The following is a 23,582-nucleotide window of genomic DNA, read 5'->3' on the forward strand; positions in this document are numbered from 1 at the left end:
AACGGCTTGTCCGCTTAGCTCAACGAGCGAAGGCGGAAGAGATACCCGGGACCGCTGTATCTGCGCGGATAGAGCCCCGGATGTCGCTTCGCTTCAATCGGGTCGTAAGCTAGACATCCACCACCAGCTTGCCCTTCGCGGCGTGATCGCGGATCAGCGCATAGGCGTCGTCCACATTCTCCAGCGTGAAGCGCCTTGCATCGAGCATCGGCGCAAGCTTGCCGGCCTCAACCAGACGCGTCGCCTCGTTCATGATCTCTCCGTGATGGGCGCGGCCTTCGCCGGTCAGCAACGGCAACAGCGTGAACACGCCGGAATAGCTGGCGGCAAGGAACGACAGCGGTGCGAGCGCATGCGTGCCCCAGCCGAGCGCGCTCACCACATGGCCGAAGCGGCGCACCGCCGCGAAGGATGCATCGAGCACCTTGCCGCCGACGGTGTCGTAGACGATGTCGAAGCCGCGGCCGCCTGTATGCTCTGCCACGTAAGTCTCGAGTGCAGTGTCGCGGTCGATGAAGACGGCGCCAAGCGCTTCGATCGTCGCGCGCTGCGCCCCTGAGCCCGTCGCGAACACATTTGCGCCGAATGCACGCGCGATCTGGATCGCGACATGGCCGACGCCGCCGGCGCCGCCATGGATCAACACCTTCTGGCCGGCCTTGAGCGACGCGCGGTCGATCAGGCCTTCCCAGGCGGTGATGAAGATCAGGGGCAGGGCAGCCGCCTCGCGCATGCTGAGATTGGCGGGCTTCATCGCCAGCAGGTCGGCGTCAACCGCGGCGAATTCGGCCAGCGATCCCGGCACGCCGCCGACGCCTCCAGTCGTGCCATAGACCTCGTCGCCCGGCTTGAAGCGCGTCACCGCGCGCCCGGTCTGTTCGACCACGCCGGCGAGATCGAGGCCGAGGATCGCAGGGAGCGGATGGCGGGCGTGCGCCGCCGCGCCGGCGTGGATCTTGGTGTCGAGCGGATTGACCCCGCTCGCACGGACTTTCACGAGCACCTCGCGGGGGCCGATCTTCGGCACGGAGATGCTTGAGAGCCGCGGCGGCGCGTTGTGGGTCTCAAGGACGGCCGCGCGCATGGTCGACTGTCTCGTCATGATCGTCTTGCTCCGTTGTCGGCCTCCAATATGCTCATGAAGTTTTGCATGAGAAGGAACGATGATGTACGACAATCGTGCATTTTTGTATGGGGGCGTCCGATGGACTGGAGCGATCTGCGCATCTTCCTGGCGATCGCGCGCGAAGGCACGCTCGGCGCGGCCGCGCGAAAGATCGGCCAGACCCAGCCGACCATGGGGCGGCGGCTTCGCGCGCTCGAAGCAGCATTGGGACAGACGTTGTTCCAGCGCACGGCCGACGGCTTTGTCCTCACCGACGAGGGCACCGCCGTGCTGCGCCACGCCGAGCGGATCGAGGACGAGGCGCTCGCGCTTCAACGTCATGCCTCCGGCGCGGAGACGCAGCTCGACGGTCTCTTGCGCCTGTCGTCCTCCGACTGGTTCGGGACGGTGATGCTGTCGCCGGTGATCGCCGCCTTCGGCAAGCGCCACCCCAAGGTGACCGTCGAGCTCCTGACCGATGCGCGCCTCTACAGCCTGCCGCGCCGCGAGGCCGATCTCGTCTTCCGCATCAAGCCGTTCAGTGAGCCCGAGGTGATCTCACGAAAGCTGCTCCACATTCCCTACGCGCTCTATGGCAGGAAGGGCAGCAAGCCGCCGCGCACCGGCGACGGGCGCGGCGTGCGCGTCGTGACCATGAATGCCGAATTCGCCGACATGCCCGACGCGGTCTGGCTGAAGCGCACCCTGCCCAACGCGGAGGTCGCATCGCGCAGTAATAACCGGCAGGTGCAGGCCGAGCTCTGTGCGAGCGGCGGCGGATTGGCTGTGCTGCCGCGCCCGCTTGGCGACCGCGACCGAAGGCTGGTCGCGCTCGACATCGGCACGTCGCCACCGGGGCGGGACACGTTTGTCGGCTATCATCGCGACCTCAAGCGCCTGGCGCGCTTGCGCGCGCTGCTGGATTTGGTGATTGAGAAGCTGGCATGACGGTTTCGTAGCCCGGGTGAGCGAAGCGACACCCGGGACAGCTCGTGCCGTGAATCCCGGATGTCGCTTCGCTCATCCGGGCTACAAGACCTTGTGTTGCCCGTCGGGCAAAACACCCAAACCATCGGTCAAGCCACCGCGCCGAAAATATTCCGCTTTACCGAAATTCGGAATCGGCGTATGTGTCGCCGCACTCCGGCCCAAGGAAGAGGGGCGTATCGCGATCGTCACGAACGCGGGCCGGGCGGCGGTGGACGCAGATGGCGTTGGCGCGAACGGGTTTGCAGGGCGGGAGACCGTGAGCAAAGTCGTCGTGCATACGACCGGTGCCATCAGCGTACGGCAAAATCGTGTGGTCCTGGCGCCCGGGGTCTGTGCGCCAAGTCTTGTGGTGATGTGAGCAGCCCGACCGGGCCCGCACATCAGTCATCTGCACGGCGACGGGGGCAATAGTGCATCGCTCCCCGGGGAGATCACGACATAAGCCGTAAAACCACTGCGCAGGGAAGGCCGGATGTTTGGCTTCACCTGTATGCCGCTGTGCAAATTCTTTGTTGCCACCTTTCGCACAGTGGACCGTGGGTGCCCGGCCGGCACCCGGCCTTCCCTGCGCCCTCTTTCATTCGAGGGTGAAATGATCATGCAAAGCTCGGGCGGAAGATGCCGCGAGAATGCGAAGGTGCGTCTACGATGACGGTGCGAGCTAAAGAGCGACAGTGCCGCCCACATACTCCGTCATTGCGAGCGCAGCGAAGCAATCCAGAAATGTATCCGCGGAAAGACGCTGGATTGCTTCGCGGAGCCTGTCATCGGGCCGCGCTTCGCGCGGACCCCGTTGGCTCGCAATGACGATGCTGATGCAGCCGTGCGCCAAAGCCGCGTCCTCGCGCGCCGACCACGCACCGCACTATATGCAACTGTCATAGTCTCTAACGGCTACTAACCAACACCTGACTTAAAACTGTCATAATCGCTGAATGGAACCCGCGCCGGCGCGCTCTTTACATGCCATTAAGTGCATCTGCATTGGATGCGCCGGGAAAGTGCGTTGGGGACTGCAATGACTGCCGCGAAGAAGATGCCGGGAAAACCGGCCGCCGAAATGTTCGACGACATCCCGGTGCTTCAGCGCAAATGGCGTGCCGCGTTGAAGCCGGGTGAGCGGCTGCCGCGCTATGAGGACGTTATGCTCGGCAGCCTCGGTAGGCTCGCCGACCATATCGCGCTCTTGAAGAACGACGGTGCGCTCGAACTGTCGCGCAGCGGCCGCTATGTGCAGAAATGGCTCGGCGAGGAGCGCTGGGACATCCCGGTCGCCGAGCTCTCGCCGGATTGCGCCACGGCACTGGCGGAAGCGGCGGCGAGCGCGCTGGCGAACGGACGGCCGCACCAGGCGAGCGCTCATTGCGTGCGCGACGGCATGGTCAGGACCTACGACGTGCTGGCGCTGCCGACCGCCTCGCGCTGGGGCGCCACGCTGGTCGGCGCCTATGTCAACGAGCGCGGCGCGCAATACAATCTGCTGGATGCGATCTTCTCCGCGACCGACGATGCGGTGATCTCGCTGGCGACGCTGCGCGATGCCTCAGGCAAGCCGTTCGATCTCCAGATCGTGCACCACAACAAGAGCGCGGGCGTGCTGCTGGAGGCCGTGGGCGCGAGCCTGTTGTGGCGCCGGATCGGCGAGGGCGGCACGCTGCTGGCATCGCCCGACATCACGGGATTCCTGCTCAGGACCGTCTCCGGCGGCCGCGGCGAACAGCTCGAGATCGAGCACAAGGATCGCCATCTCCGCCTCAGCGCCACTGCCTTCGCCGACGTGGTCTCGCTGACGATCTCCGACGTCACCGCCTTGAAGCGGCGCGACGCCTCGTTCCGCCTGCTGTTCGACAACAACCCGATGCCGATGTGGGTGTTCGACGCCGAGAGCAAGGAGTTTCTCGGCGTCAACGACGCCGCAGTCCAGCATTACGGCTACAGCCGCGCCACCTTCCTGCGCATGAAGCTGCACGAGATCTGGCCGCAGGACGAGTGGGACAGTCACGCCGAGGCCCTCGAACGCGTCGGCGACACCTATCACTCCTCGCGCAACTGGCGGCATCTGCGCGCCGACGGCAGCGAGATCGAGGTGCTCACCTTCGGCCGCCGCGTCGCATTCAATGATCGCGACGGCTATCTGGTCGCAGTGGTCGACATCACCGAGCGGCGCAAGGCCGAGGCACGCATCGCCCACATGGCGCATCATGACGGGCTCACCGACCTTCCGAACCGCGAATATTTCCGGGAGCGGTTGAAGCAGGCGCTCGACCAGGCCGGAGGAAAACGTGTCGGCGTGCTTTATATCGACCTCGACCTGTTCAAGAACATCAACGATTCCTTCGGTCATCCCTCGGGCGACCGCCTGCTCAAGGCGGTTGCCGAACGCCTGACCACCGCGGTGCGCGGCACCAATCTCGCGGCCCGGCTCGGCGGCGATGAGTTCGCCGTCATCCTGGCCGCCGACGTGTCGCCGAACGAGGCCAGCGCCTGCGCGAGCTTGCTGATCGACATGCTGAAGGCGCCCTATGAGATCGACGGGCAGGAGATGGTGATCGGCGCCAGCATCGGCATCGCGCTGTCGCCCGGTGACGGCGTGACGTCGGAGGAGTTGATGCGCAACGCCGACATGGCGCTGTACCGGGCGAAGTCCGACGGCGGCGGCGTGCATCACTTCTTCGAGCGCGAGATGGACCTCCAGGCGCAGAAGCGCCGCGACATGGAGCTCGATCTGCGCCGGGCGTTCGCCAATGGCGAGTTCGAGCTGCACTATCAGCCGCTGGTGTCGATCGCCTCCGACCGCATCTCCGGCTTCGAGTCGCTGTTGCGCTGGCGTCATCCCGACAAGGGCATGATCTCACCCGCGGAGTTCATCCCGGTCGCCGAAGACATCGGCCTGATCACCCAGCTCGGCGAATGGGTGCTGCGCGAGGCATGCGCCGAGGCGGTGAAATGGCCCGCCGACGTCAAGGTCGCCGTCAACCTGTCGCCGGCGCAATTCCGCAGCCGCAACCTGGTCCAGGTCGTGATCTCGGCCCTGGCGCAGTCCGGCCTGTCGCCGAAGCGGCTCGAGCTGGAGATCACCGAGTCGATCTTCCTGGCCGAGACCGATGCCAATCTCGCGATCCTGCACCAGCTGCGCGAGCTCGGCGTCGGCATCTCCATGGATGATTTCGGCACCGGCTATTCCAGCCTCAGCTATCTCCGTAGCTTCCCGTTCGACAAGATCAAGATCGACCGCTCCTTCGTGAAGGATTTGGCGCAGCGGCCCGATTGCGGCGCGATCGTGCGCGCGATCTCGGGGCTCGGCCGCAGCCTCAACATCACCACGACCGCGGAGGGCGTCGAGACCGAGGATCAGCTCGACTGGCTGCGCGCCGAAGGCTGCAACGAGGTGCAGGGCTTTCTGTTCAGCGCGGCGCGGCCCGCCGCCGAGATCGCAACATTGCTGGCCGAGTTCGGCCAGCGCGCCTCACGGGCGGCGTAGCGCCTCGGGGAAGCAGTCATAGATCAGCGCGTTGAACGCGGGCGTGATGCGGCTGCGCTCGTTCTGGGTCTGCTGCATCATGAGGTAGACCATGTCGAGCTTGGGATCGACGCCGAAATAGGTGCCGCTGCCACTGTCCCATTTCAACTCGCCGAGCGAGCCCGGCGGCGGTGGTTTTGCGTTGCCGGGATCGGTCCGCACCGCAAGGCCGTAGCCGTAGCCGTAGCCGTCGCCGGGAAAATAGAAATAGTCTCGCCCGACACCGGAGCCCGGCCCGACGTGATCGGTCGTCATCGCCTTGAAGGCGGCCGGGCTCAGATAGCGCTTGCCCTCGAACTCGCCGCCGTTGAGCAGCATTTGCGAGAAGCGCTGATAGTCGGTGATGGTCGAGAGCAGGCCGCCGCCGCCGGACTGCCATTCGGGATGATCGAGGCGGTCACGCTCGCCGGCGAGCAGGATGAAATCGTTCGGCAATGGCCGCGCCATCCGCACCAGCTCGTCCTCCGTCGCCAGTGCGAATTTGGTGCTGCTCATCCCGAGCGGATCGAGGATGCGTGCTTTCAGGAAGTCGTACAGCGTCTGGCCCGAGATGATCTCGATGATGGCGCCGAGCACGTCGGTGGAATGGCCATAGCGCCACAGCGTTCCCGGCTGCCGCGCCAGCGGCAGCTTTGCGATGCGATCGGCGAATTCCCTGTTGTTGAACTGGCCCTCGAAAATATTGGCGGCCTTGTAGGCCTGCTCGACCCATTTGCCGCCGATATAGTCGTAGCTGATGCCCGAGGTGTGTCGCAGCAGATCCTCGATGTTGACAGGACGGACCGGTGGCACGAGGTCGAGCTCCAGCTTGCCGTCCGGCTCGGTGACCTCGAGGCCCACCATGGTGTCGGCAAAGAGCGGGACGTATTTCGACGCGGGATCGGTGAGCGCGAGCTTGCCCTCGTCGATCAGCATCATCGCGCCGAGGCACGTGATCGGCTTGGTCATCGAGTGGAGGGCGAAGATCGTGTCGGGCGTCATGGCGAGGCCGGTCCTGGTGTCGCGCACGCCGAAGGTCTTGAGGTAAACCTGCTTGCCGTGCTGCTGGACCAGGATGACGGCGCCCGGCAGCCGGCCGCTTCTCACCTCGTTGTCGAAATAGGCGGTGATGCGGTCGAGCCCGTCGGGCGAGGGAGCAGGGATGTCCGCGGCGCGGCTTCGCGCCATTGCGCCGGCGAGCAGTGCGGCCCCGACCAGAAATTCACGACGCTTCATCCGGGCTTCCTCCCTCGGCGGGATCAAAGCCGCAAGATGCCGAAGGCGTCAACAAGCCATCGATTGAAAATCGCGTCACGATTTCCGAAAGGAACGATCGCGGACGATCCACGCTGGGCTTCGTCCGCTTACCCGACAAGGCGCCGCTTCTCGTCCGGCTTGTGGCCGTATGGCGCAATTGGACGGATTCGACTACATGGCACGAACGCTCGCGAGGAATTTATCGACCTGGACTTCCAGCTCGGATGCATTCCTGGCGAGGCTGCCCGAGGCGGTCAGAACATTCCCCGCTGCGTCGCTGGTTTCGCCGACGGCCTGATTGGTGCTGCTGATGTTGGTCGTCACCTCCTTGGTGGCCGCGGCTTGCTCTTCCACGGCGCTCGCGATGGCCGTGCTGATCTCGCTGATCCGGTTGATGGTCTGGGAAATCGCCTTCAGCGCCCCGGCCGTGTTGCCTGTCGCGGATTGCATCTCGTTGATCTGGGCGCCGATGTCCTCGGTTGCCTTGGCGGTCTGGCTGGCAAGTGCCTTCACCTCCGATGCGACGACGGCGAAGCCCCTGCCGGCCTCGCCGGCGCGCGCGGATTCGATCGTCGCATTGAGTGCGAGAAGGTTGGTCTGACCGGCAATCTGGCTAATGAGCGCCACCACGTCGCCGATCTTCTGTGCCATTGTCACGAGGCCGGAGACCAGTCGATCGGACTTTTCGGCCTCCTCGACCGCGGCCCTTGCGACCTTGCTCGCCTCGGCGACTTGCCTGCTGATCTCGTTGACCGAGGAGGAGAGCTGCTCGGAAGCCGATGCCGCCCCCGCGGATCGCTGGCTGACAAATTCGGCGGTGGAGGACAGCGATTGCGCCGTCGCCTGCATCTCGGAAGAAGCCGAAGCCAGTGTGCCCACCAGGCTCTTCACGTCTCGTTCAAAGTCATCCGCAAGCCGCACATTGGCCGTGACGACGGACCAGTTGAGCATCGCTCCGGTGTAGCTGCCTTTCCTGTCGAACAGGGGCGAAACGCGCAGGTCGAGCGTCTCGGGTCCAAGCTTGATCTTGGCCGCGTGGGGCAGCCGGGTCGGGTCGCCGACGATCCGGCGCTGGTGCTGTGGGTTCTTGTGGAAGATGTCGAACGACTTGCCGACCAGTTCGTCCGGGGCGACCGGAAGCAGATGTTTCAGAGGCGCGAGAGTCTTGACACTGGTCTTGTTGACGTAGGTGATATTGAAATCGGTGTCGCACATCATGATATTGAGCGGCATGTTGTCGAGCATCTGCAATTGGTGTTCGGTCTCGGCTTCGAGCTTGGCCTTCTCGGTCGCAAGCTCCCAGGTCAGCATCGGGCCGGTGTAGCGGCCGCGCGCATCGATCATGGCGGTAACCGTGAGATCGAGCGTCTCGCCGCCAATCGTGATGCGGGCGCGGTGCGGAAGGTTTTTTGGATCGGACAGAAGTCGTCGCTGGTGCTCGGGGTTCTTGTGGAAGATGTCGATCGATTGGCCGATCAAGGCGTCGACTTTGACGGGCAGCACGTGTTCGATTTTCTTGAGGTTGTTCCTGGTGGACTCGTTCAGATAGACGATCTTGAAATCGGTCATCTCGCAGATCATTACGCTGATCGGCATCCGATCGAGCAGACCGAACGAGCTGTCAGATTTGAAACGGGAAAGCATGCTAAGACCCCCAATTGAGAATGTTCAAAGTTAAGATGGCATCGGGCCAGGACTGGCCCATTTCCGAAACGCGGAATGACGCAGACACAACTGCTACAATGATCGCGCAATCCCTGAGCCGGATTGCGCCAACTCGATCAGTTGACGAGCACCGCCCCGTCGCAGCGCACGCCGGAAACCCATACGTCCGCTTGCCCAATTCCGACGCCGAGTGCGGCAAGCGTGGCTGCGAGTATCTGGTCGATCGAGCCCGTGGCGGCGGAGAGGATATTGGCGACCGTCGAGCCGGCGCCGGGCAGCGGCAGCGCGAGGGGACCGGTCGTGACGGTCAAGCTCATGTCCCTGAGCAGGCTCGACATCAACGAAGAGGTGAAATTTGTCGTCGTGACTGTCTTGATTGTCTGTGCCTGAATGTCGGCGTAGCTGAAGTCGACCTGCTTAGCCGTGGTATTGCTGATTTCAGCATGAGCGCGGCCGGTGACGGTTACGCCGGATATGTTGACCAATGTGGCGGGCGGAGGATTGGGCTTGGTCCTGAAATTGTTCATGTCGGCCATTGAAACGTTGCCGACCCAGGCATCGACGACACCCGGAGTGACGCCGAGCGTTACGGTCGAACTGCTGATGTCGGGCCGCCCGCAGGAGATGCCGGACAGCGTCGCTGTACCCGCTGCCACCTCGACATAAATCGGCAGATTGACAGAAGGAATGCCGCCGCTGCCGGCGAGCTGGATCGTGATCAGGACGCGCGTCTGGGCCGTGTGGACGCTCGCGCCCTGCGCACCGACGGCGAACCAGCCCGAGCCCACGGGATGTTCGCCGACCGTGGCGACCACTGAAACCTGCGTGATCCCCGGCAGGTTGAGGTTCAAGCTGGTTGCGATCTGATGATCTCCATTCGCAACGGCGGCAGTGCCGGATAGCAAGCTCAAGAGCGAAAGGCTGACTCCGACCTTCGGCTTCTGGCCAATTGCGAGGCTGCCGTAAGGCCCAAGATCCAGGAGCGATCCCGGAGCAATCCGGGTTGACTGTCCCGATATGGCCTGGGCGATGCTCGACAAGGTGATGGTGGCCGCGTTGTTGCCATTGGCGGCCTGTTGCGTCGTCAGCATTGCCCCGATGAGATCGGCCATCTTGACGTTGCTGGTCAGGACATTGTCGTAGGTCGGGCCAGTCACATTGGCCCGCGTGGCGACCGCAGAGAGGAAATCGAGCGCGTCGATGCGCGCGTTCGCGAGCGCCTGATAGTCCATTGCCGTGAGCGAAAGGTTTGTGCCCAGCATTGATCCAAGCACGGCGTTGAGCAGCCCGCCGTTGACCGCAAGGAGGCGTGAGCCGATCGCGAACGAAGCGAGGGCCGTGCTCGATGCCGTTGCTGTCGTCCTGATCGTGTATTGGCTCGAACCGGTGATGTAACGGGCGAAGTAAAGCGGTGTCTTTGTTTCGAGAGTGACCCGTGCGGCCGTCGCAGCTCCGGTTGCCGGCGTGACGAAGCGCCTCTCCGGCGCTACGGCAGCGTTGGCGGTGTAATTTCCAAGCTCGACGCCGACCAGCGCGTTCGCCGGATAGTTGTTGCGCACGACGGTCGCAGAGGCGGCATTCGTCGCGTTGTTCAAATTGCCGGCAGCGACGATCGCTGCAAGGTCCGCTGCGCTCTGGGCCTTGCGCCTGTCGGCGAAGATCGCGCCGAGATCCACGCCAAGCGCGGCGAAGCCGATGACCAGGGTCATGACGATCGCTCCCATGATCGCAACGTTGCCACGATCGTCGGAGATAAACCGGCGCAGGAGGTGCTGTGCCAATTTCATCCTAGAACCCTCCATAGGGAATGGCGGCGGAGCGAACGATCGTGGAGGCGGGAGCAGGCGCGAGTGGAAGTGCGAAGACGATGCTGGCCGACGCATCATATGTCACGGTCACCACGTACACGTTCGCAGAGTTGCTCGATGGAGCGGCGCTGACGACAAGTTTGTCTGGATCCAGCAGCGGGTAGGTCGAGGCGTGGGCGGAGACGTAGCCGGTCGCAAGCGTGTTGCGCTCGCTGTCGGAGATGCCGGCGACGGAGGAGCGGGCCGCTTCCGCGGCAAGCTGCTGGACCCCGTGAACCATCGTCAGATAGCCGCCGAAGATCACGATCCCAAACAGCATCAATAAAAAGAGCGGCGTGATCAGCGCGAATTCGACGGCGGAAGCACCGCGCAGGCAGAGCACGAATCGAAGCATGTCGACCTCAACCCCTTGTTGTGGTCGAGGATGGGGGCTAGCTCGTTACGGGTTATTGTACGGATCGTTCCGCAAATCTGCGGGCGCCATTGCGGGCTTTAGGCCCCAAAAAATTTATGGGGCCATAAAGTATTGCTTTAGATCAACATTTCAGAATTGGAGTGTGTCTAACGGGAACAACTTCTAGTTAATCACTTTTAGGGAGAATTAATTAGATGAATCAACGCAGGGGGTACGTAAATATTCCTACGGAAATCGTGCGCACTGCGATTGCGATCTCCGAGACCGGAAGCCTGTCGAAGGCCGGTGAACTGTTGGGCCTGAGCCAGCCGGCGATCAGTTCCCAGATGAAGAGGCTTCAGAATTTGGTGGGCGGACCGTTGTTCGAGCGGACCTCAACCGGTACGGCCCTCAGCGATCTCGGCAGGATTGCGCTGCAACAAGCCAGGCGCATGATCGAGGCGAATGACCAGTTGCTGAGACTGTCCGGCAATACCGATCGGTCGCAGCCGGTCAGGCTGGGGCTCAATTCGCTCTTCGCGACCGATTTCTTCAAGGCGCAACAATCTTCGGGCAGTCTTTCCGGCATTTTCGTCCAGGTCGATCAGTCCGGTACCCTCGCTAAAGCCTTGATCGAGGGATATCTCGACATCGCCTGCATATTTGATCAACAGCGCATGGATGGCGATATCCGCCAAATGATCGTGGCGGGAATTGAAGAGCCGCTCGTCTGGATCAGGGCGAAGCAGATCGTGGTGAGTCCGGGATCTCCCATCCCGATCCTGACGTGGCCTGGCGACGATTGGATGGTGCGAACGCTCGAACGTCACGAGATTTCATACAAGATCGTCTTCAACAGTCCGGATTTTGAGGTCAAGCTGCGAGCCGTGGAAGCCGGCATGGGATTCACCGCCGTGCCTGCCAGCAAGGTGCCCGGCACGGTGGTCGTCGCCAAGGACTATTATCTTCCCGAGTTGCCGACCATACGCCGGATTATGTGCGTTCGCGCGAGTCTCAACAACGCGCGTGTGGCGGAACTCACGAAGCGGCTGGCATCGTTGTTCTTCGAGCCGAGATGAGATCTTCAGCCCTCGTGGCGCGAGCTATCCGGGCCTAGAATCTGGTCACGATATCGGACAGAGTGGGGCGCGGACGGTCCTCGCTGGGCTTGGTCGGCGTGCCGATATGGACAAAGCCGGCGAGCTTCTCGTCCGGCTTGAGGCCGAGGCCGTCAAGCACGTCGCGATCGAAGGCGAACCAGCCGGTCAGCCAGCAGGCGCCGTAGCCGAGCGCGGTCGCAGCCGTGACGATGTTCATGGCGCTGGCGCCCGCCGACAATTCCTGCTCGAAGGCCGGCACCTTCGGATGCGGCTTGGTGAAGCTGACGATGCCGATCACGAGCGGCGCGTCCATGAGGCGCTTGCGCTCGGTCTCGACGTCGGCGGCCGGCGCGCCGGGATTCTTGCGGGCAAAGACCTTCGCGATCACCTCGCCGGCGCGCCGGCGGGCGTCGCCCTCGAAGATGATGAAGCGCCAGGGCGCGAGCTTGCCGTGATCGGGCACACGCGCGCCGATGGTGAGGATCGTCTCGAGTTCGGCCGCCGACGGGCCGGGTGCGGTCATCTCGCGCGGCTTGACCGAGCGGCGGGACTTCAGGAGTTCGATGGCGTCGGGCACGGGGAGGTCCTCTTCAGCTGGTCGTCGGGCGTGCCATGCTGAGATAAGCATGCACGCCCGCAACCGGAAGCGAATTTAGATCGATTTCAGGCTCAGACGATGCCACGCGCCCGCTTGACGTCCGGCGGCGTCGCCTCGTCGACCAGCGCGGCGATGGCCTCGGCCGTCGACATCACCTTCTGGCCGTCGCTGCCGAGACGGCGGACGGAGACCGAATGCGTCTCGGCCTCCTTCTTGCCGACCACGAGCAGCGCCGGGATCTTGGCCAGCGAGTGCTCGCGAACCTTGTAGTTGATCTTTTCGTTGCGCAGGTCGATCTCGACCCGCAGCCCGGCGCGCCGCGCCTGCTCCAGGACCTGCTTGGCGTACTCGTCGCCTTCCGAGGTGATGGTCGTGACCACCGCCTGCACCGGCGAGAGCCAGAGCGGGAAGTTGCCGGCATAGTGCTCGATCAGGATGCCGATGTAGCGCTCCATCGAGCCGCAGATCGCGCGATGCACCATGACAGGCGGCTTCTTGCCGCCGTCATGGTCGATGTAGAACGCACCGAACCGCTCCGGCAGGTTGAAGTCGACCTGCGTGGTGCCGCACTGCCAGTCGCGGCCGATGGCGTCGCGCAGCACGTATTCGAACTTCGGCCCGTAGAAGGCGCCTTCGCCCGGGTTGATCTCGGTCTTGATGTGATTGTTCTGCGACTGGATCTCGCGCAGCACGGTCGCCATCACGCGTTCGGCGTGATCCCACATCGCGTCGGTGCCGACGCGCTTGTCGGGGCGGGTCGACAGCTTCACCGTGAGGTCGCCGGTGAAGCCGAAATCCGCGTAGGTCGACAGGATGAGATCGTTGATCTTCAGGCACTCTTCGGCGAGCTGGTCCTCGGTGCAGAAAATGTGCGCGTCATCCTGGGTGAAACCGCGCACGCGCATCAGGCCGTGCATGGCCCCGGACGGCTCGTAGCGATGCACCACGCCGAATTCGGCGAGGCGCAAGGGCAGGTCGCGGTAGCTCTTCAGGCCGTGCTTGAAGATCTGGACATGGCCCGGGCAGTTCATCGGCTTCAGCGCAAACCAGCGCTTGTCCTCGGCCTCGTCACCGGCCGACTGCGCCGCGAACATGTTCTCGCGGTACCAGCCCCAATGGCCCGAGGTCTCCCACAGCACCTTGTCGAGGATCTGCGGTGCGTTGACCTCGCTGTAGTCGCCGGTCAGGCGGCGCCGCATATAGGCGATCAGCTGCTGGAAGATGGTCCAGCCCTTCGGGTGCCAGAACACGACGCCCGGACCTTCCTCCTGGAAGTGGAAGAGGTCGAGCTCGCGCCCGAGCTTGCGATGGTCGCGCTTCTCGGCTTCCTCGATCTGCTTCAGATAGGCGTCGAGGTCCTCCTGCTTGGCGAAGGCCGTGCCGTAGATGCGGGTCAGCATCGGGTTGTTGCTGTCGCCGCGCCAATAGGCGCCGGCCACCTTCATCAGCTTGAAGGCGTTGCCGACCTTGCCGGTCGTGGTCATGTGCGGGCCGCGGCACAGGTCGAACCAGTCGCCCTGGTAGTAGATCTTGATCGGCTCGGTGCCGGGAATGGCGTCGACCAGCTCGACCTTGAACGCCTCGCCCTTGTCGCGGAACACCTGCTTGGTCTTCTCGCGGTCCCAGACTTCCTTGGTGAAGGGTTTGTCGCGCGCGATGATCTCGCGCATCTTCTTCTCGATCGCGGCAAAGTCTTCCGGCGTGAATGGCTCGTTGCGGAAGAAGTCGTAATAGAAGCCGTTCTCGATCACGGGGCCGATGGTGACCTGGGTGCCCGGCCACAGCGTCTGCACGGCTTCCGCCAGCACGTGCGCGCAGTCGTGGCGGATCAATTCCAGCGCGCGCGGGTCGTCGCGATTGACGAGCTCGATCCTGGCGTCGGCCTCGATGGGATCGTTGAGATCGGCGAGCGCGCCGTCGAGCGCCATCGCAACCGTGCGCTTGGCCAGCGACGGCGAGATGCCCTTGGCGATATCGAGGCCGGTGATGCCCTTGTCGAACTGGCGCTGGGCGCCGTCTGGAAAGGTGAGGGTGACTTTGGGAGCGGGGGTCACGGGCTTTAGATTGGAGAGGCTGTATTGGAAGCCGGACTCGGATTTGGGCTGGTCGGTCATGCGTTTCTCCTGAGGCTCACTCCTGCGAACGAGCGCAGGTAAGCGGGAACGAGCGATATATCAGGGGATTCGGCCTGTGCAATCCGGCATTTCCAAGAAAAGGGAATGTGACGCATCATCCGGGGCGCTCGGGCCCCAGTCGCGCCCAAATATGCCATATCGCGCGATCAGACCTGCCCGGTCGGTCTGGCTGCGGCAGGCGGGGCGGATCTATCGGGATGGTGGCTTCAGGACCTTTTCGCGCGTCTTGGGCGGAGGCGTAGACGTCTCCTCCGTTACCTTCCAGCCCTCGGCGTCGCCAAGGGCCTTGCTGATTGCCCGCGGCGCGCCAGCGACCAGCAGCATATTCGGTTGTTGTTCTACGATCTCGACGCCTCCGGCGCGCAAGCGCTTTACGATGCTCTCGGACGCTTCGGATTTGGGATCGGCACGAAAGACCACGGTGCGTTCGCTCATCGCTTGCCATCCGTCGATGTGCCGGTCCCTCCGAGCGCCGTCCTACGGAAGGGGTAGTCCGAACCCTTCATAGTCGCGGCCAAAATTCTCCGGCTTGCAAGCGGCATATAAGGCGTCCTTAAGGGCGCGAGAACGGCTGGAACCGCTTTTTTGCTTCAATGCCGGGTCCTTGGCAAGGAGATAGGCCGCAAAACCGGCCACCGCCGGACATGCCATCGACGTTCCGCTCATCGAGCCGTGACCGGTTCCGGGCAGCGTGGAGACGATCTCGACACCGGCTCCGGTGGTATCAATTTCGGGACCGAAATTGCTGAAATCGGCGATGAAATCCCCCGTCTGAGGTTTGCCTTTCGGCTTGGCGACATTGCTGGTCCCGATCGAACTCTTCGGGAAGGTGCCGACCCGCCCCATGGCGGACACTGCGACGCATTCGACGAACGCCGCGGGAAAGGAGACCGGGCTTCGATCGTCGTTGCCGGCGGCTGCAATCACCACCACGCCTGCCGCGATCGCCCGGTCGATGGCCGCGCGCGTGAGATCGTCCTTGGGGCCGCCGCCAAGACTCATGTTGATGATGTCGCACTTGTCCGCGACGGCCGTGTCGATCGCCTTTGCGATGTCAAAGTTGCTGGCGCCGTTGTTGGGCGGCGGCCGCGGGTGATCGGGGAATACGCGATAGCTCCGAAGCTTCACCCCCGGTGCAACGCCGCGGAATCCGCCCGCCGGTCCACGGCCACCGACGATGCCCGCGACGTGCGTGCCGTGCTCGCCCTCGGTCAACGCGGGCCGCCAATTCTGCGCCGCCTCGGGATCGGCACGAACCTCGTCGCTCACGCAATTCAGGCCGCCTGTCACGTTGGTCAGATCGGGGTGTGTGCCGTCGACACCACTGTCGATGATTGCGACGGTGACACCGTCGCCGGCACTTGTGGGGAGCCTTCTGTAGAGCTGCGTGAGCAGCAACGTGGGATCGCTTACGTCGATGGACGTCAACTTGATTTCCGCAAGGTTCGCGCCGGTTGTTCTGGTGGCATAAAATCCCCAATAGCCGGCCGGAGCGTAGACATAGACGCGCTCAAGCGGCTGGTTCGGGGGGAGCAAGTTCAGTGTGGCGTGCCCGTTCGCGCCCGTCGTTGCCTCTGCTCCCTGACGCGCCGCGAAATTCGTGAATGCAACGATATGAGCGCCTTCGATCGGAGCGCCGCCCGAACGTGCCACGACCGAGACGGTGAACCGGGTTGCAGCGATGTTGGCCGTGGCGGCCAGCCTGACCCGGCTCGCGTCGGCTTTCCTTGCGGTTCTTTTGCCGGACGCCTTCTTGGCGGTGGTTTTCTTCACGGCTGTTCCCTTGGCCGCGGGCCGGGGAGGACGCTGATGGACGCGGAAACGCTCCCACTGCCGATGATAAAAGACTTCCGGGATGATCTTCAGGTCCGGTGAACTGAGACGAAGGCTGAGTTCTCCCTCCGGAGCCATTTCGACGAGCTTGGGGCCGTTGTCGTGAAGCGAGTCCAGCACCCGCATTTGTGGGGCCGGCGCCGCTACGCGCGCCCGCGCGGCGAGCCGTATCGTGCTGGTGCTCGGTTGCAAATTCGCGGTATCGAGCGGCTCTGCAAGATAGCCGTCTTTGCTCATCACGATGTAACGGCGAACGCCTTCCGGTTTGCTCGGCATCGATGTTCCTTCAAATATGCAATTAAAAATAGTATTAATGTCATCAAGAAACCTCAAGAAGACAAGAGGCTTCGCGCCTTCGGACCGAATTTCGATCGTGCGGACGCTTTCAATCCGCACATCCATCCACTACATGCAAGTGCATGAATTTCTCGCCCCCCGTCGCCGGCCGCTTCGCGCCAACCGCCCTGATGCTTGGCAATCTCGTCACCGGCTGCTCGGTGCTGGCGCCGGCGGGCATGCTGCCGGAACTGTCGGCGGGGCTTGGGATCAGCGTCCATGCGGCCGGACTCCTGATCACCTTCGGTGCGGTGACGCTGTGCATCGGCTCGCCGCTGACGGCGTGGCTGACCAGCCGGATCGAGCGGCGGACGCTGCTCACCGCGACGCTGGCGGTGCTCGCGCTCGGCAATCTCGCCTCGGCGTTTGCGCCCGACTACACGAGCCTCCTTATCATCCGCCTGATGATGCTAGCGGTCGGTGCGCTCTACACGCCGCAGGCGGCCGGTACGGCGGCGCTGATCGTGCCGGCGGAGCGGCGCGGCAGCACGATCGCCTATATCTTCCTCGGCTGGTCGCTGGCAGCGGCCGTCGGTCTGCCGCTGATCACCTTCATCGCCAGCCGCTATGGCTGGCGCGCCGCCTATGGCGAGATCGGCGCGCTCGGCTGCATCAGCTTCCTGTTGTTGCTGCTGCGCCTGCCGGCGGGCTTGAAGGGCACGCCGGTGGATCTGAAGACCTGGAGCGCGGTCGGCCGCAGCAGGACGATCTTGCTGCTGCTGGCGATCACCATGCTGCAAATGTCCGGGCAGTTCGTGGTGTTCACCTTCATGGGCCCGCTGCTGAAGAAGCTGACCGGGGCGAGCCCCGATGCGGTCGGCATGGTGTTCGCGATCTACGGCGTCTGCGGCTTCCTCGGGGTCGCCATCGCGACACGCATCGTCGACACCTGGGGGCCTTACCGGACCTCGCTGCTGTTCACCTGCCTCGTGCTTGCGGGCATCACCACCTGGGCGCTGAGCGCGGGCACCATCGCGTTGATGGCGATCGCGGTCGCGGTCTGGGGCCTGGGCTTTGCCTCGACCAATTCGATGCAGCAGGTGCGGCTGGTTGCGGCCGCGCCGCCGCTGGCGCCGGCGACCGTCGCGCTCAACACCTCGGTCCTCTATATCGGCCAGGCCGTCGGGTCCGCCATCGGCGGACTGCTGTTCGCCCGCGAGCTCTTGCATACGATCGGATTCGTGGCGGTCGGCTTCGTCGTGCTGGCGCTGATCCTGGTGATCCTGACCCGGCCCCGGCCGGCTGCTGCGACGTCCTGAAATCCCGCGCTTTCGTGTGCGCAAGGTGCTTGGCAAACGGCGCGATACGGCGCTAGAAGGCCGGTCATGGGGACCAAAGAGAGTTGACTGAGATGAGGATGATTCTGGCGGTTGCTGCGGTGCTCTATTCAGCCTCCGCGTTCGCGCAAGCCGACAAGCCACCGATGGTCGGGGACAAGCCGCTGGTGCAGGTCAAGCCCAAGGGCACCAAGGCGGCGGCCGCAACCGCCGCGCCCGCGCCGAAGGGCAAGCCGCAATCGATCGCGGCGCGGCTCCAGGCCTGCCTCGAGATCGATGACGGCACCAAGGACCGTCTCAATTGCTACGACGCCGTGATCCCGCCGGCGCCGAAGCCGAAGCCGGCGAAGGCCAAGGGCTACGCCGATTGCCGTTTCTTCAAGGAAGAGGACGAGCGGCTGGCCTGCTTCAACGGCTTTGCCGAGAGCATTCCGAAGCTGCCGAAGAGCTAAGCGTTCGCGTTCAGTCGCGGACTATCGGCTCGAGGGCGACGAAGCGGTGGCTGCAACCCGCGTGAGCGCCAGCGCCGGCGTCGCCGACATCTTCACCAGCACGTCCTTGAGCGGATCCCGCGTCCAGGCGCGGGTCACGTAGTCGCGATGGGTGATGCCGTCGCCGGTTTCGACGAACACCACGCTGCCGGGACGCAACGGTCCGTCCATGTCCTCGGAGACGCTGATGCCCTTCTGCCTCAGCATGCTCATCAGCTCGCGGTCGCGCCGTGCGGTGTAACGGGTGTAGGAGCTGACGAAGAAGCCGGAGCGGTGGCTCTCGATCCAGGCAGCGAACTTGTCCATCTCGCCATAGACGGCGTCGAGCAGCACCACGCCGCGGACGCGGTCGCTGATGCCGCCGACCTCTAAGCTCCAGGCCGTCGGCAGGAAGCCGCCGCTATAGCCGACGATGACGATCGGCATGTTGGCGAAGGCGCGCGCGCTGTTGGGATCGCCGGTGAGGCGGGCGAGGTGGTTCGCCGACTCCTCCATGAAGCGCTTGAGGCCGCCGGCCTGCCAGAATTTTCCGGCGCTGGAATCGGCGGCATCCACCGCCATCTGCGGGGCGAGCAGGATGGCATTGGCGCCGGAATCGGTGATCTGCTGCGGCACCAGCTGCCGGTCGCGCACGTCGCGCTCCAGCGTCGCGCCATTGCCGTGGAAGAACACCACGATCACGCCCGGCTTGCGCACGTCGAAATGCTCGGGCACGTGCACCAGCACGCGGCTGTCGCTGTAGGTCTCGTCCTGCCAGTAGACGCGTCCGGAATAGCTGCGGTGGCCGCGGCGGTCGCCCTTGGAGATGTTGAGGAACGGCGCGTCGGATGCGGGGTTGTTGCCGAAATAGGGGAAGGCCGACGACTTCATGCTGACGAGGGTCGTCAGGTCTTCGCGCGGCGGACGCTGGTAGGGGACTTGCGGCGCGAGCGAGGCGACCTTGTAGGGAGCCTGCTCCGGCTGCTGTTGCACGGCACGCTTGGGCGAGAAGTCCGACATCTGCCGTTGCAGGAAACTCTCGCTCGCAGAGGGGAAGCGCTCCCTGAACTGCGGAGCAGGGAAGCGATCCTCGAACGTGTCGGCGCTGGCAATTTGTTGGGTATTGGTCTTGGCGACCACCTGGACATTGGCCTGCGAGTGCGCCGCGAGCGCTGAGGGATCGGGCGCCTTGCCGCATTGAACCAGCGTGAGCGACAGCGGCACCAAGGCTGAGATCAGGCCGACCCGGAGCGCACGACCGTGCCGACCGGACGAAGTCCGATCGGCACGAATGTCAGCTCTCATGTTCGGAACCGCCCCGACCATCCACCCATGACCCCAATTCCAGCGGCAATGTTTAAGATAATTGAGCCGACTGGCGTTTAGGTGACGTTAAGCGTCCGGAGAAACTTCCCCACATCCGGAACGCTCGAAAGGACCACGCAATCGTGTCCTGATTGTGGGGGAGGGAGGCGGGATATTCCGGTGTTCGCGCAGCTTTATTGCACAGGAGCATGCATAAGCGGTGCTGAAATACCGATATCCTTTGCCTCATTTAGCCCTTGTTAACCCTGCTTGAATTGACTGGACCAAACTGCACGATGCTCCCCATGAGGCGTGACGCCTGAGGTTAAGGACCCCGATGACGGCATCAGATGCGGGACCCGCACCCTGGACTGGCCGGCTGACCGGGAGCGGGGCCGGGGTCTCCGTTCTGGTCGCAACCGCGATCGTCGTTGCCGACATGATCGGGGTCGGCGTCTTCACCAGCCTCGGCTTCCAGGTCAAGGACATCCCGTCCGGCTTCTCGATCCTCCTGCTCTGGACCGTTGGCGGCATCGTCGCGCTGTGCGGGGTGTTCTCCTACAGCGAGCTCGGGGCGATGTTTCCGCGCTCGAGCGGCGAGTACAATTTCCTCGGCCGCGCCTATCATCCCGCCTTCGGCTTTCTCGCCGGCTGGGTCTCGGCGACGGTGGGCTTTGCAGCGCCCGTCGCGCTCGCCGCGATGGCCTTCGGCGAATATGCCAAGTCGGTCATTCCCGATCTGCCGCCGATCCCGCTTGCCATCGGCGTGGTGTGGCTGGTCTCGATCGTGCAACTGACCGGCGTCAGGCACTCCTCGACCTTTCAGCTGATCTCGACCATCTTGAAGGTCGTGCTGATCGTCGCCTTCCTGGTCGCCGGCTTCATCATCGGTGTGCCGCAGCCGATCGCCTTCACGCCGCAGCCGGGCGACATCGCGCATATCGTCAGCGCGCCCTTCGCGATCGGGCTCGTCTTCGTGATGTATTCGTTCTCCGGGTGGAATGCCGCGACCTACATCATCGGCGAGATGAATACGCCGCAGCAAAGCCTGCCGCGTGCGCTGCTCGCGGGCACGCTGATCGTGCTCGTGCTGTATGTCGCGCTGAACGCGGTGTTTCTCTATTCCACGCCGGTCGGTGCGCTCGCCGGCCAGCTCGACGTCGCCAGTGTCGCCGGCACCGCCATCTTCGGCAGCCTCGGCGGCCGGATCGTCGGCGCCATGATCTGTGTCGGCCTGATCTCCTCGATCAGCGCGATGATGTGGATCGGCCCGCGCGTGATGATGACGATGGGGGAGGACATTCCGGCCTTGCGCGTCTTCTCGAAGCGATCGGCCAGCGGTGCGCCGGCCTATGCCATCCTGTTCCAGCTCGCGGTCGCGACCCTGCTGCTGTTCACGCGCAGCTTCGAGGCCGTGCTCGACTTCATCCAGTTCGCGCTGCTGTTCTGCTCGTTCTTCACGGTCGCCGGCGTCATCAAGCTGCGCATCACCGATCCCGATCTCCCCAGGCCCTATCGCGCCTGGGGATACCCGTTCACGCCACTCGTTTTCCTGCTCGTGACCGCGTTCATGATGTACTACCTCTTGACCGAGCGGCCGGTGCAGTCGCTCTCGGGGATGCTCGTCATGCTCTCGGGCCTGTTGATCTATGCTGTTTTCCGCAGGCGGCCGGTCGCCGCTGGCAATTCATCACACCGCGAATAGACATGTTCCGACCCATGAGAATTGCGGCCGTCGCTCTTGCCTTCCTGGCTGCGGCCGTCTCGTCCGCACGTGCCGCCGACGTCACCTTTGACGATACCGCGCGCTTCCTCGCGGGCATGCAGCCTTCGGCGGACTCGCCGCTGGTGCCGCTGACCAGGGACCCCAACTGGCAGCATCATGCAAAATTCTTCGACAACGCCTTCGCCCAGCTCGAGCAGCGGCAAATATCGAAGATCCGCGCCTGGGCCGACGTCAATCTGGCCGCGCCACGGCCGACCATGTTCTACATGTTCAGCGGCCCGGACTTCCTCTACGCCAATGCCTTCTATTCCAAGGCCAGCACCTACGTGCTCGGTGCGCTGGAGCCGGTCGGTGCCGTGCCCGACCTGACGAAGTTGCCGCGCGGTTCGGTCGGCGCGGCGCTCTACAATGTCGAGCGCTCGCTCGGCTCGATCCTGAGCTTCTCCTTCTTCATCACCAAGCAGATGAAGATCGACCTGCACACCAACCAGGTCAACGGCACCTTGCCGATCCTCTATGTCTTCCTTGCCCGCTCCGGCAAGACCATCCGCAACGTCGAGATGGTCGCGCTCGACAACAAGGGCGGGATGCATGTGGGGAACGACAATCCGGGACCGAACGCGACGCGCGGCGTCCGCATCACCTTCGCCGGCAGCGACGGTGAGGTGCGCACGCTGTACTATTTCTCGACCGACCTCTCGAATGCCGGCGCGCGTGCGACCGGTTTCCTGAAGTTCTGCGAGACGCTCGGCCCCGGCAACAGTCTGCTCAAGAGCGCATCCTATCTCTTGCACTCCGGCAACTTCACGGTCGTCCGCGACTGGCTGCTCGCCAACAGCGCCACCATCGTCCAGGACGATTCAGGCATTCCGCTTGCCAACTACAATGCACGGCAATGGCGTTTCTTCCCGTTCGGCCGTTACCTCGGGCCGATCAGCGAATTCCCCGGACGCTACCAGGAGCGCTACGCCGAGCTGTTCACGCGCGCCCAGCCGATCGACTTCGGCGTCGGCTATCGCTGGCGCATGCATGAATCCAATCTTCTGCTGTCGGTGAAAGTGCCGGGCAGCGAGACCGCGCCGGCGGCCGATGCCACTTCGTCCACCGAGCCGCCAAGACCGCCGCGCCCGAAGCGGCCGCGTCCGCCCGAGCCGATCCCGCCGCCGCCCGGGCGTTTCTTCTGGTTCCGCTAAGCTATTCGCTGAGGCCCGGCGTCAAGGAGTCTGGGCAACAACGACCAGAACCTCGGCCTTCTGCCGCCCGAGGCTCCTGACCTCGTGCGGCGTTTCGCCTGAGAAATACAGGCAGTCGCCCTTGCCGAGCGTCAGCTCCTCGCCGTCGAGCTTGATCGCGATCTTGCCGTTGATGACGAACAGCAGCTCCTCGCCGGCATGCGAGGCGCGCGTCGCCGCCTTGTGCGGCGGGCTGAGCAGGAACGGTTCCATCATCTTGCGGGTTCGGCCGGTTGCCAGCGGCACCACGCCGAACGTGTCCTGGAACAGCGGCACGTTGCCGCCTTCGCGGCGAAACAGCGTGTAGCGCGGCGCCGGCTCGGCGTTCGGATCGAAGAAGTTTGCGACATTGACCTCGAGGGCGGCGGCCATCCGAAGCAGGGCGGCGAGGGAGGGGATTTTCAGGTTGCGCTCGACCAGCGAAATGTAACCGCGCGTGAGGTCGCTCTGCCTCGCAAGCTGGTCCAGCGTCAGGCCCTTGGCAACCCGCGCCTGGCGGATGTTGGCCCCGACCGCTGTCGCTTTGCTGACGTCAAGCACGCAAGAATCTCCCGAACTGCTCGCGCCTGTTTTGCAACAGATAGCGCCCGACTGCCAGCCCCGCGGCCCACGCAGGCCGCGTCGGTCGCCTCTGGGTGTATTCCAAAGGAAAACACAAGAGCAGAAATTTCGGGCAGGGCCGCGGATATTATGAGCAAGTGAACTGATATAGCCTGAAAAATAGCTGAATTTAAGTGCAAATCGTCAGCCTTGCCGCGATCGTCGGCATTTGCCGCGTTCCGCGGCGTTGATTTCCAACAGTAAACATGATCGATTTTACCGTCGTGGCTGCCGATGGGCTCCACGCACCGA

The 23,582-nt window shown here is 63.8% G+C and carries 18 protein-coding genes; 7 read left to right on the forward strand and 11 right to left on the reverse strand.

Translation table 11 applies throughout. From position 1 onward, the window contains the following. Positions 1 to 109: 109 nt before the first annotated feature. A complete protein-coding gene (locus tag GGD63_RS08130) occupies positions 110 to 1,102 on the reverse strand; it encodes a zinc-dependent alcohol dehydrogenase family protein (RefSeq protein WP_246785386.1) in 993 nt (330 codons plus the stop codon). 102 nt (positions 1,103 to 1,204) lie between these two features. Here GGD63_RS08130 and GGD63_RS08135 point away from each other — a divergent pair, with 102 nt between their 5' ends. Together GGD63_RS08135 and GGD63_RS08140 are read left to right on the forward strand one after the other, a co-directional pair. Further along, positions 1,205 to 2,053: a LysR family transcriptional regulator gene (locus tag GGD63_RS08135; protein ID WP_183240602.1), complete on the forward strand. Its 849-nt coding sequence runs from the start codon at positions 1,205 to 1,207 to the stop codon at positions 2,051 to 2,053. Positions 2,054 to 3,113: 1,060 nt separating this feature from the next. After that, a complete protein-coding gene (locus GGD63_RS08140; RefSeq protein ID WP_183240604.1) occupies positions 3,114 to 5,576 on the forward strand; it encodes a bifunctional diguanylate cyclase/phosphodiesterase in 2,463 nt (820 codons plus the stop codon). Here the strand turns inward: GGD63_RS08140 and GGD63_RS08145 are convergent. From GGD63_RS08145 to GGD63_RS08160, 4 genes are all read right to left on the reverse strand, one after another. Next, a complete protein-coding gene (locus GGD63_RS08145; RefSeq protein WP_183240606.1) occupies positions 5,562 to 6,830 on the reverse strand; it encodes a serine hydrolase in 1,269 nt (422 codons plus the stop codon). The genes GGD63_RS08140 and GGD63_RS08145 overlap by 15 nt on opposite strands. Positions 6,831 to 7,022: 192 nt before the next feature. After that, positions 7,023 to 8,495 carry a methyl-accepting chemotaxis protein gene (locus GGD63_RS08150; RefSeq protein WP_183240607.1) on the reverse strand — a complete coding sequence of 491 codons (1,473 nt, stop codon included), beginning with the start codon at positions 8,493 to 8,495 and terminating at the stop codon, positions 7,023 to 7,025. A 137-nt stretch (positions 8,496 to 8,632) separates the two neighbouring features. After that, a complete protein-coding gene (locus GGD63_RS08155) occupies positions 8,633 to 10,303 on the reverse strand; it encodes a pilus assembly protein TadG-related protein (RefSeq protein ID WP_183240609.1) in 1,671 nt (556 codons plus the stop codon). A gap of 1 nt (position 10,304) precedes the next feature. Beyond that, complete coding sequence (locus GGD63_RS08160) at positions 10,305 to 10,718, reverse strand: TadE/TadG family type IV pilus assembly protein (protein WP_183240611.1); 414 nt, start codon at positions 10,716 to 10,718, stop codon at positions 10,305 to 10,307. A 215-nt stretch (positions 10,719 to 10,933) separates the two neighbouring features. On the opposite strand from GGD63_RS08160, the gene GGD63_RS08165 reads away from it, so the two are divergent. Next, positions 10,934 to 11,797 carry a LysR family transcriptional regulator gene (locus GGD63_RS08165; protein ID WP_210315667.1) on the forward strand — a complete coding sequence of 288 codons (864 nt, stop codon included), beginning with the start codon at positions 10,934 to 10,936 and terminating at the stop codon, positions 11,795 to 11,797. A 34-nt stretch (positions 11,798 to 11,831) separates the two neighbouring features. Here GGD63_RS08165 and GGD63_RS08170 read toward each other — a convergent pair whose 3' ends face one another. From GGD63_RS08170 to GGD63_RS08185, 4 genes are all read right to left on the reverse strand, one after another. Then, the gene (locus GGD63_RS08170; protein ID WP_183240612.1) at positions 11,832 to 12,395 is read right to left on the reverse strand and encodes a nitroreductase; all 564 of its coding nucleotides are present in this window, start codon (positions 12,393 to 12,395) and stop codon (positions 11,832 to 11,834) included. Between the two features lie 92 nt (positions 12,396 to 12,487). Then, positions 12,488 to 14,530, reverse strand: coding sequence for a threonine--tRNA ligase (gene thrS / locus GGD63_RS08175; protein ID WP_183240614.1), 2,043 nt, complete (start codon positions 14,528 to 14,530; stop codon positions 12,488 to 12,490). A 210-nt stretch (positions 14,531 to 14,740) separates the two neighbouring features. Further along, the gene (locus GGD63_RS08180; protein WP_183240616.1) at positions 14,741 to 14,986 is read right to left on the reverse strand and encodes a hypothetical protein; all 246 of its coding nucleotides are present in this window, start codon (positions 14,984 to 14,986) and stop codon (positions 14,741 to 14,743) included. Positions 14,987 to 15,028: 42 nt separating this feature from the next. Further along, a complete protein-coding gene (locus GGD63_RS08185; protein ID WP_183240618.1) occupies positions 15,029 to 16,786 on the reverse strand; it encodes a S8 family serine peptidase in 1,758 nt (585 codons plus the stop codon). Between the two features lie 17 nt (positions 16,787 to 16,803). Here GGD63_RS08185 and GGD63_RS08190 point away from each other — a divergent pair, with 17 nt between their 5' ends. Both GGD63_RS08190 and GGD63_RS08195 read left to right on the forward strand, forming a co-directional pair. Then, complete coding sequence (locus GGD63_RS08190) at positions 16,804 to 17,979, forward strand: MFS transporter (RefSeq protein ID WP_183240619.1); 1,176 nt, start codon at positions 16,804 to 16,806, stop codon at positions 17,977 to 17,979. Between the two features lie 92 nt (positions 17,980 to 18,071). Next, positions 18,072 to 18,449 carry a hypothetical protein gene (locus GGD63_RS08195; protein WP_183240621.1) on the forward strand — a complete coding sequence of 126 codons (378 nt, stop codon included), beginning with the start codon at positions 18,072 to 18,074 and terminating at the stop codon, positions 18,447 to 18,449. Between the two features lie 21 nt (positions 18,450 to 18,470). On the opposite strand, the gene GGD63_RS08200 is transcribed toward GGD63_RS08195, so the two are convergent. Next, the gene (locus GGD63_RS08200; RefSeq protein WP_183240623.1) at positions 18,471 to 19,793 is read right to left on the reverse strand and encodes an alpha/beta hydrolase; all 1,323 of its coding nucleotides are present in this window, start codon (positions 19,791 to 19,793) and stop codon (positions 18,471 to 18,473) included. Positions 19,794 to 20,109: 316 nt separating this feature from the next. Here GGD63_RS08200 and GGD63_RS08205 point away from each other — a divergent pair, with 316 nt between their 5' ends. Together GGD63_RS08205 and GGD63_RS08210 are read left to right on the forward strand one after the other, a co-directional pair. Continuing rightward, on the forward strand, positions 20,110 to 21,477 hold the full coding sequence (locus tag GGD63_RS08205) for an APC family permease (RefSeq protein WP_183240625.1): 1,368 nt from the start codon (positions 20,110 to 20,112) through the stop codon (positions 21,475 to 21,477). 14 nt (positions 21,478 to 21,491) lie between these two features. After that, positions 21,492 to 22,691: a hypothetical protein gene (locus tag GGD63_RS08210; protein ID WP_246785387.1), complete on the forward strand. Its 1,200-nt coding sequence runs from the start codon at positions 21,492 to 21,494 to the stop codon at positions 22,689 to 22,691. Between the two features lie 21 nt (positions 22,692 to 22,712). Here GGD63_RS08210 and GGD63_RS08215 read toward each other — a convergent pair whose 3' ends face one another. Beyond that, positions 22,713 to 23,270, reverse strand: coding sequence for a helix-turn-helix domain-containing protein (locus GGD63_RS08215; RefSeq protein ID WP_183240628.1), 558 nt, complete (start codon positions 23,268 to 23,270; stop codon positions 22,713 to 22,715). Positions 23,271 to 23,582: the final 312 nt, after the last annotated feature.

This window comes from Bradyrhizobium sp. cir1 (assembly GCF_014198245.1).
GTDB lineage: Bacteria > Pseudomonadota > Alphaproteobacteria > Rhizobiales > Xanthobacteraceae > Bradyrhizobium.

Coding starts and splice junctions, on each gene's coding strand:
- GGD63_RS08130 (WP_246785386.1), bottom strand. CDS start 1,102: ATGACGAGACAGTCGACCATGCGCGCGGCCGTCCTTGAGACCCACAAC.
- GGD63_RS08135 (WP_183240602.1), top strand. CDS start 1,205: ATGGACTGGAGCGATCTGCGCATCTTCCTGGCGATCGCGCGCGAAGGC.
- GGD63_RS08140 (WP_183240604.1), top strand. CDS start 3,114: ATGACTGCCGCGAAGAAGATGCCGGGAAAACCGGCCGCCGAAATGTTC.
- GGD63_RS08145 (WP_183240606.1), bottom strand. CDS start 6,830: ATGAAGCGTCGTGAATTTCTGGTCGGGGCCGCACTGCTCGCCGGCGCA.
- GGD63_RS08150 (WP_183240607.1), bottom strand. CDS start 8,495: ATGCTTTCCCGTTTCAAATCTGACAGCTCGTTCGGTCTGCTCGATCGG.
- GGD63_RS08155 (WP_183240609.1), bottom strand. CDS start 10,303: ATGAAATTGGCACAGCACCTCCTGCGCCGGTTTATCTCCGACGATCGT.
- GGD63_RS08160 (WP_183240611.1), bottom strand. CDS start 10,718: ATGCTTCGATTCGTGCTCTGCCTGCGCGGTGCTTCCGCCGTCGAATTC.
- GGD63_RS08165 (WP_210315667.1), top strand. CDS start 10,934: ATGAATCAACGCAGGGGGTACGTAAATATTCCTACGGAAATCGTGCGC.
- thrS (WP_183240614.1), bottom strand. CDS start 14,530: ATGACCGACCAGCCCAAATCCGAGTCCGGCTTCCAATACAGCCTCTCC.
- GGD63_RS08180 (WP_183240616.1), bottom strand. CDS start 14,986: ATGAGCGAACGCACCGTGGTCTTTCGTGCCGATCCCAAATCCGAAGCG.
- GGD63_RS08185 (WP_183240618.1), bottom strand. CDS start 16,786: ATGGATGTGCGGATTGAAAGCGTCCGCACGATCGAAATTCGGTCCGAA.
- GGD63_RS08190 (WP_183240619.1), top strand. CDS start 16,804: ATGAATTTCTCGCCCCCCGTCGCCGGCCGCTTCGCGCCAACCGCCCTG.
- GGD63_RS08195 (WP_183240621.1), top strand. CDS start 18,072: ATGAGGATGATTCTGGCGGTTGCTGCGGTGCTCTATTCAGCCTCCGCG.
- GGD63_RS08200 (WP_183240623.1), bottom strand. CDS start 19,793: ATGGTCGGGGCGGTTCCGAACATGAGAGCTGACATTCGTGCCGATCGG.
- GGD63_RS08205 (WP_183240625.1), top strand. CDS start 20,110: ATGACGGCATCAGATGCGGGACCCGCACCCTGGACTGGCCGGCTGACC.
- GGD63_RS08210 (WP_246785387.1), top strand. CDS start 21,492: ATGAGAATTGCGGCCGTCGCTCTTGCCTTCCTGGCTGCGGCCGTCTCG.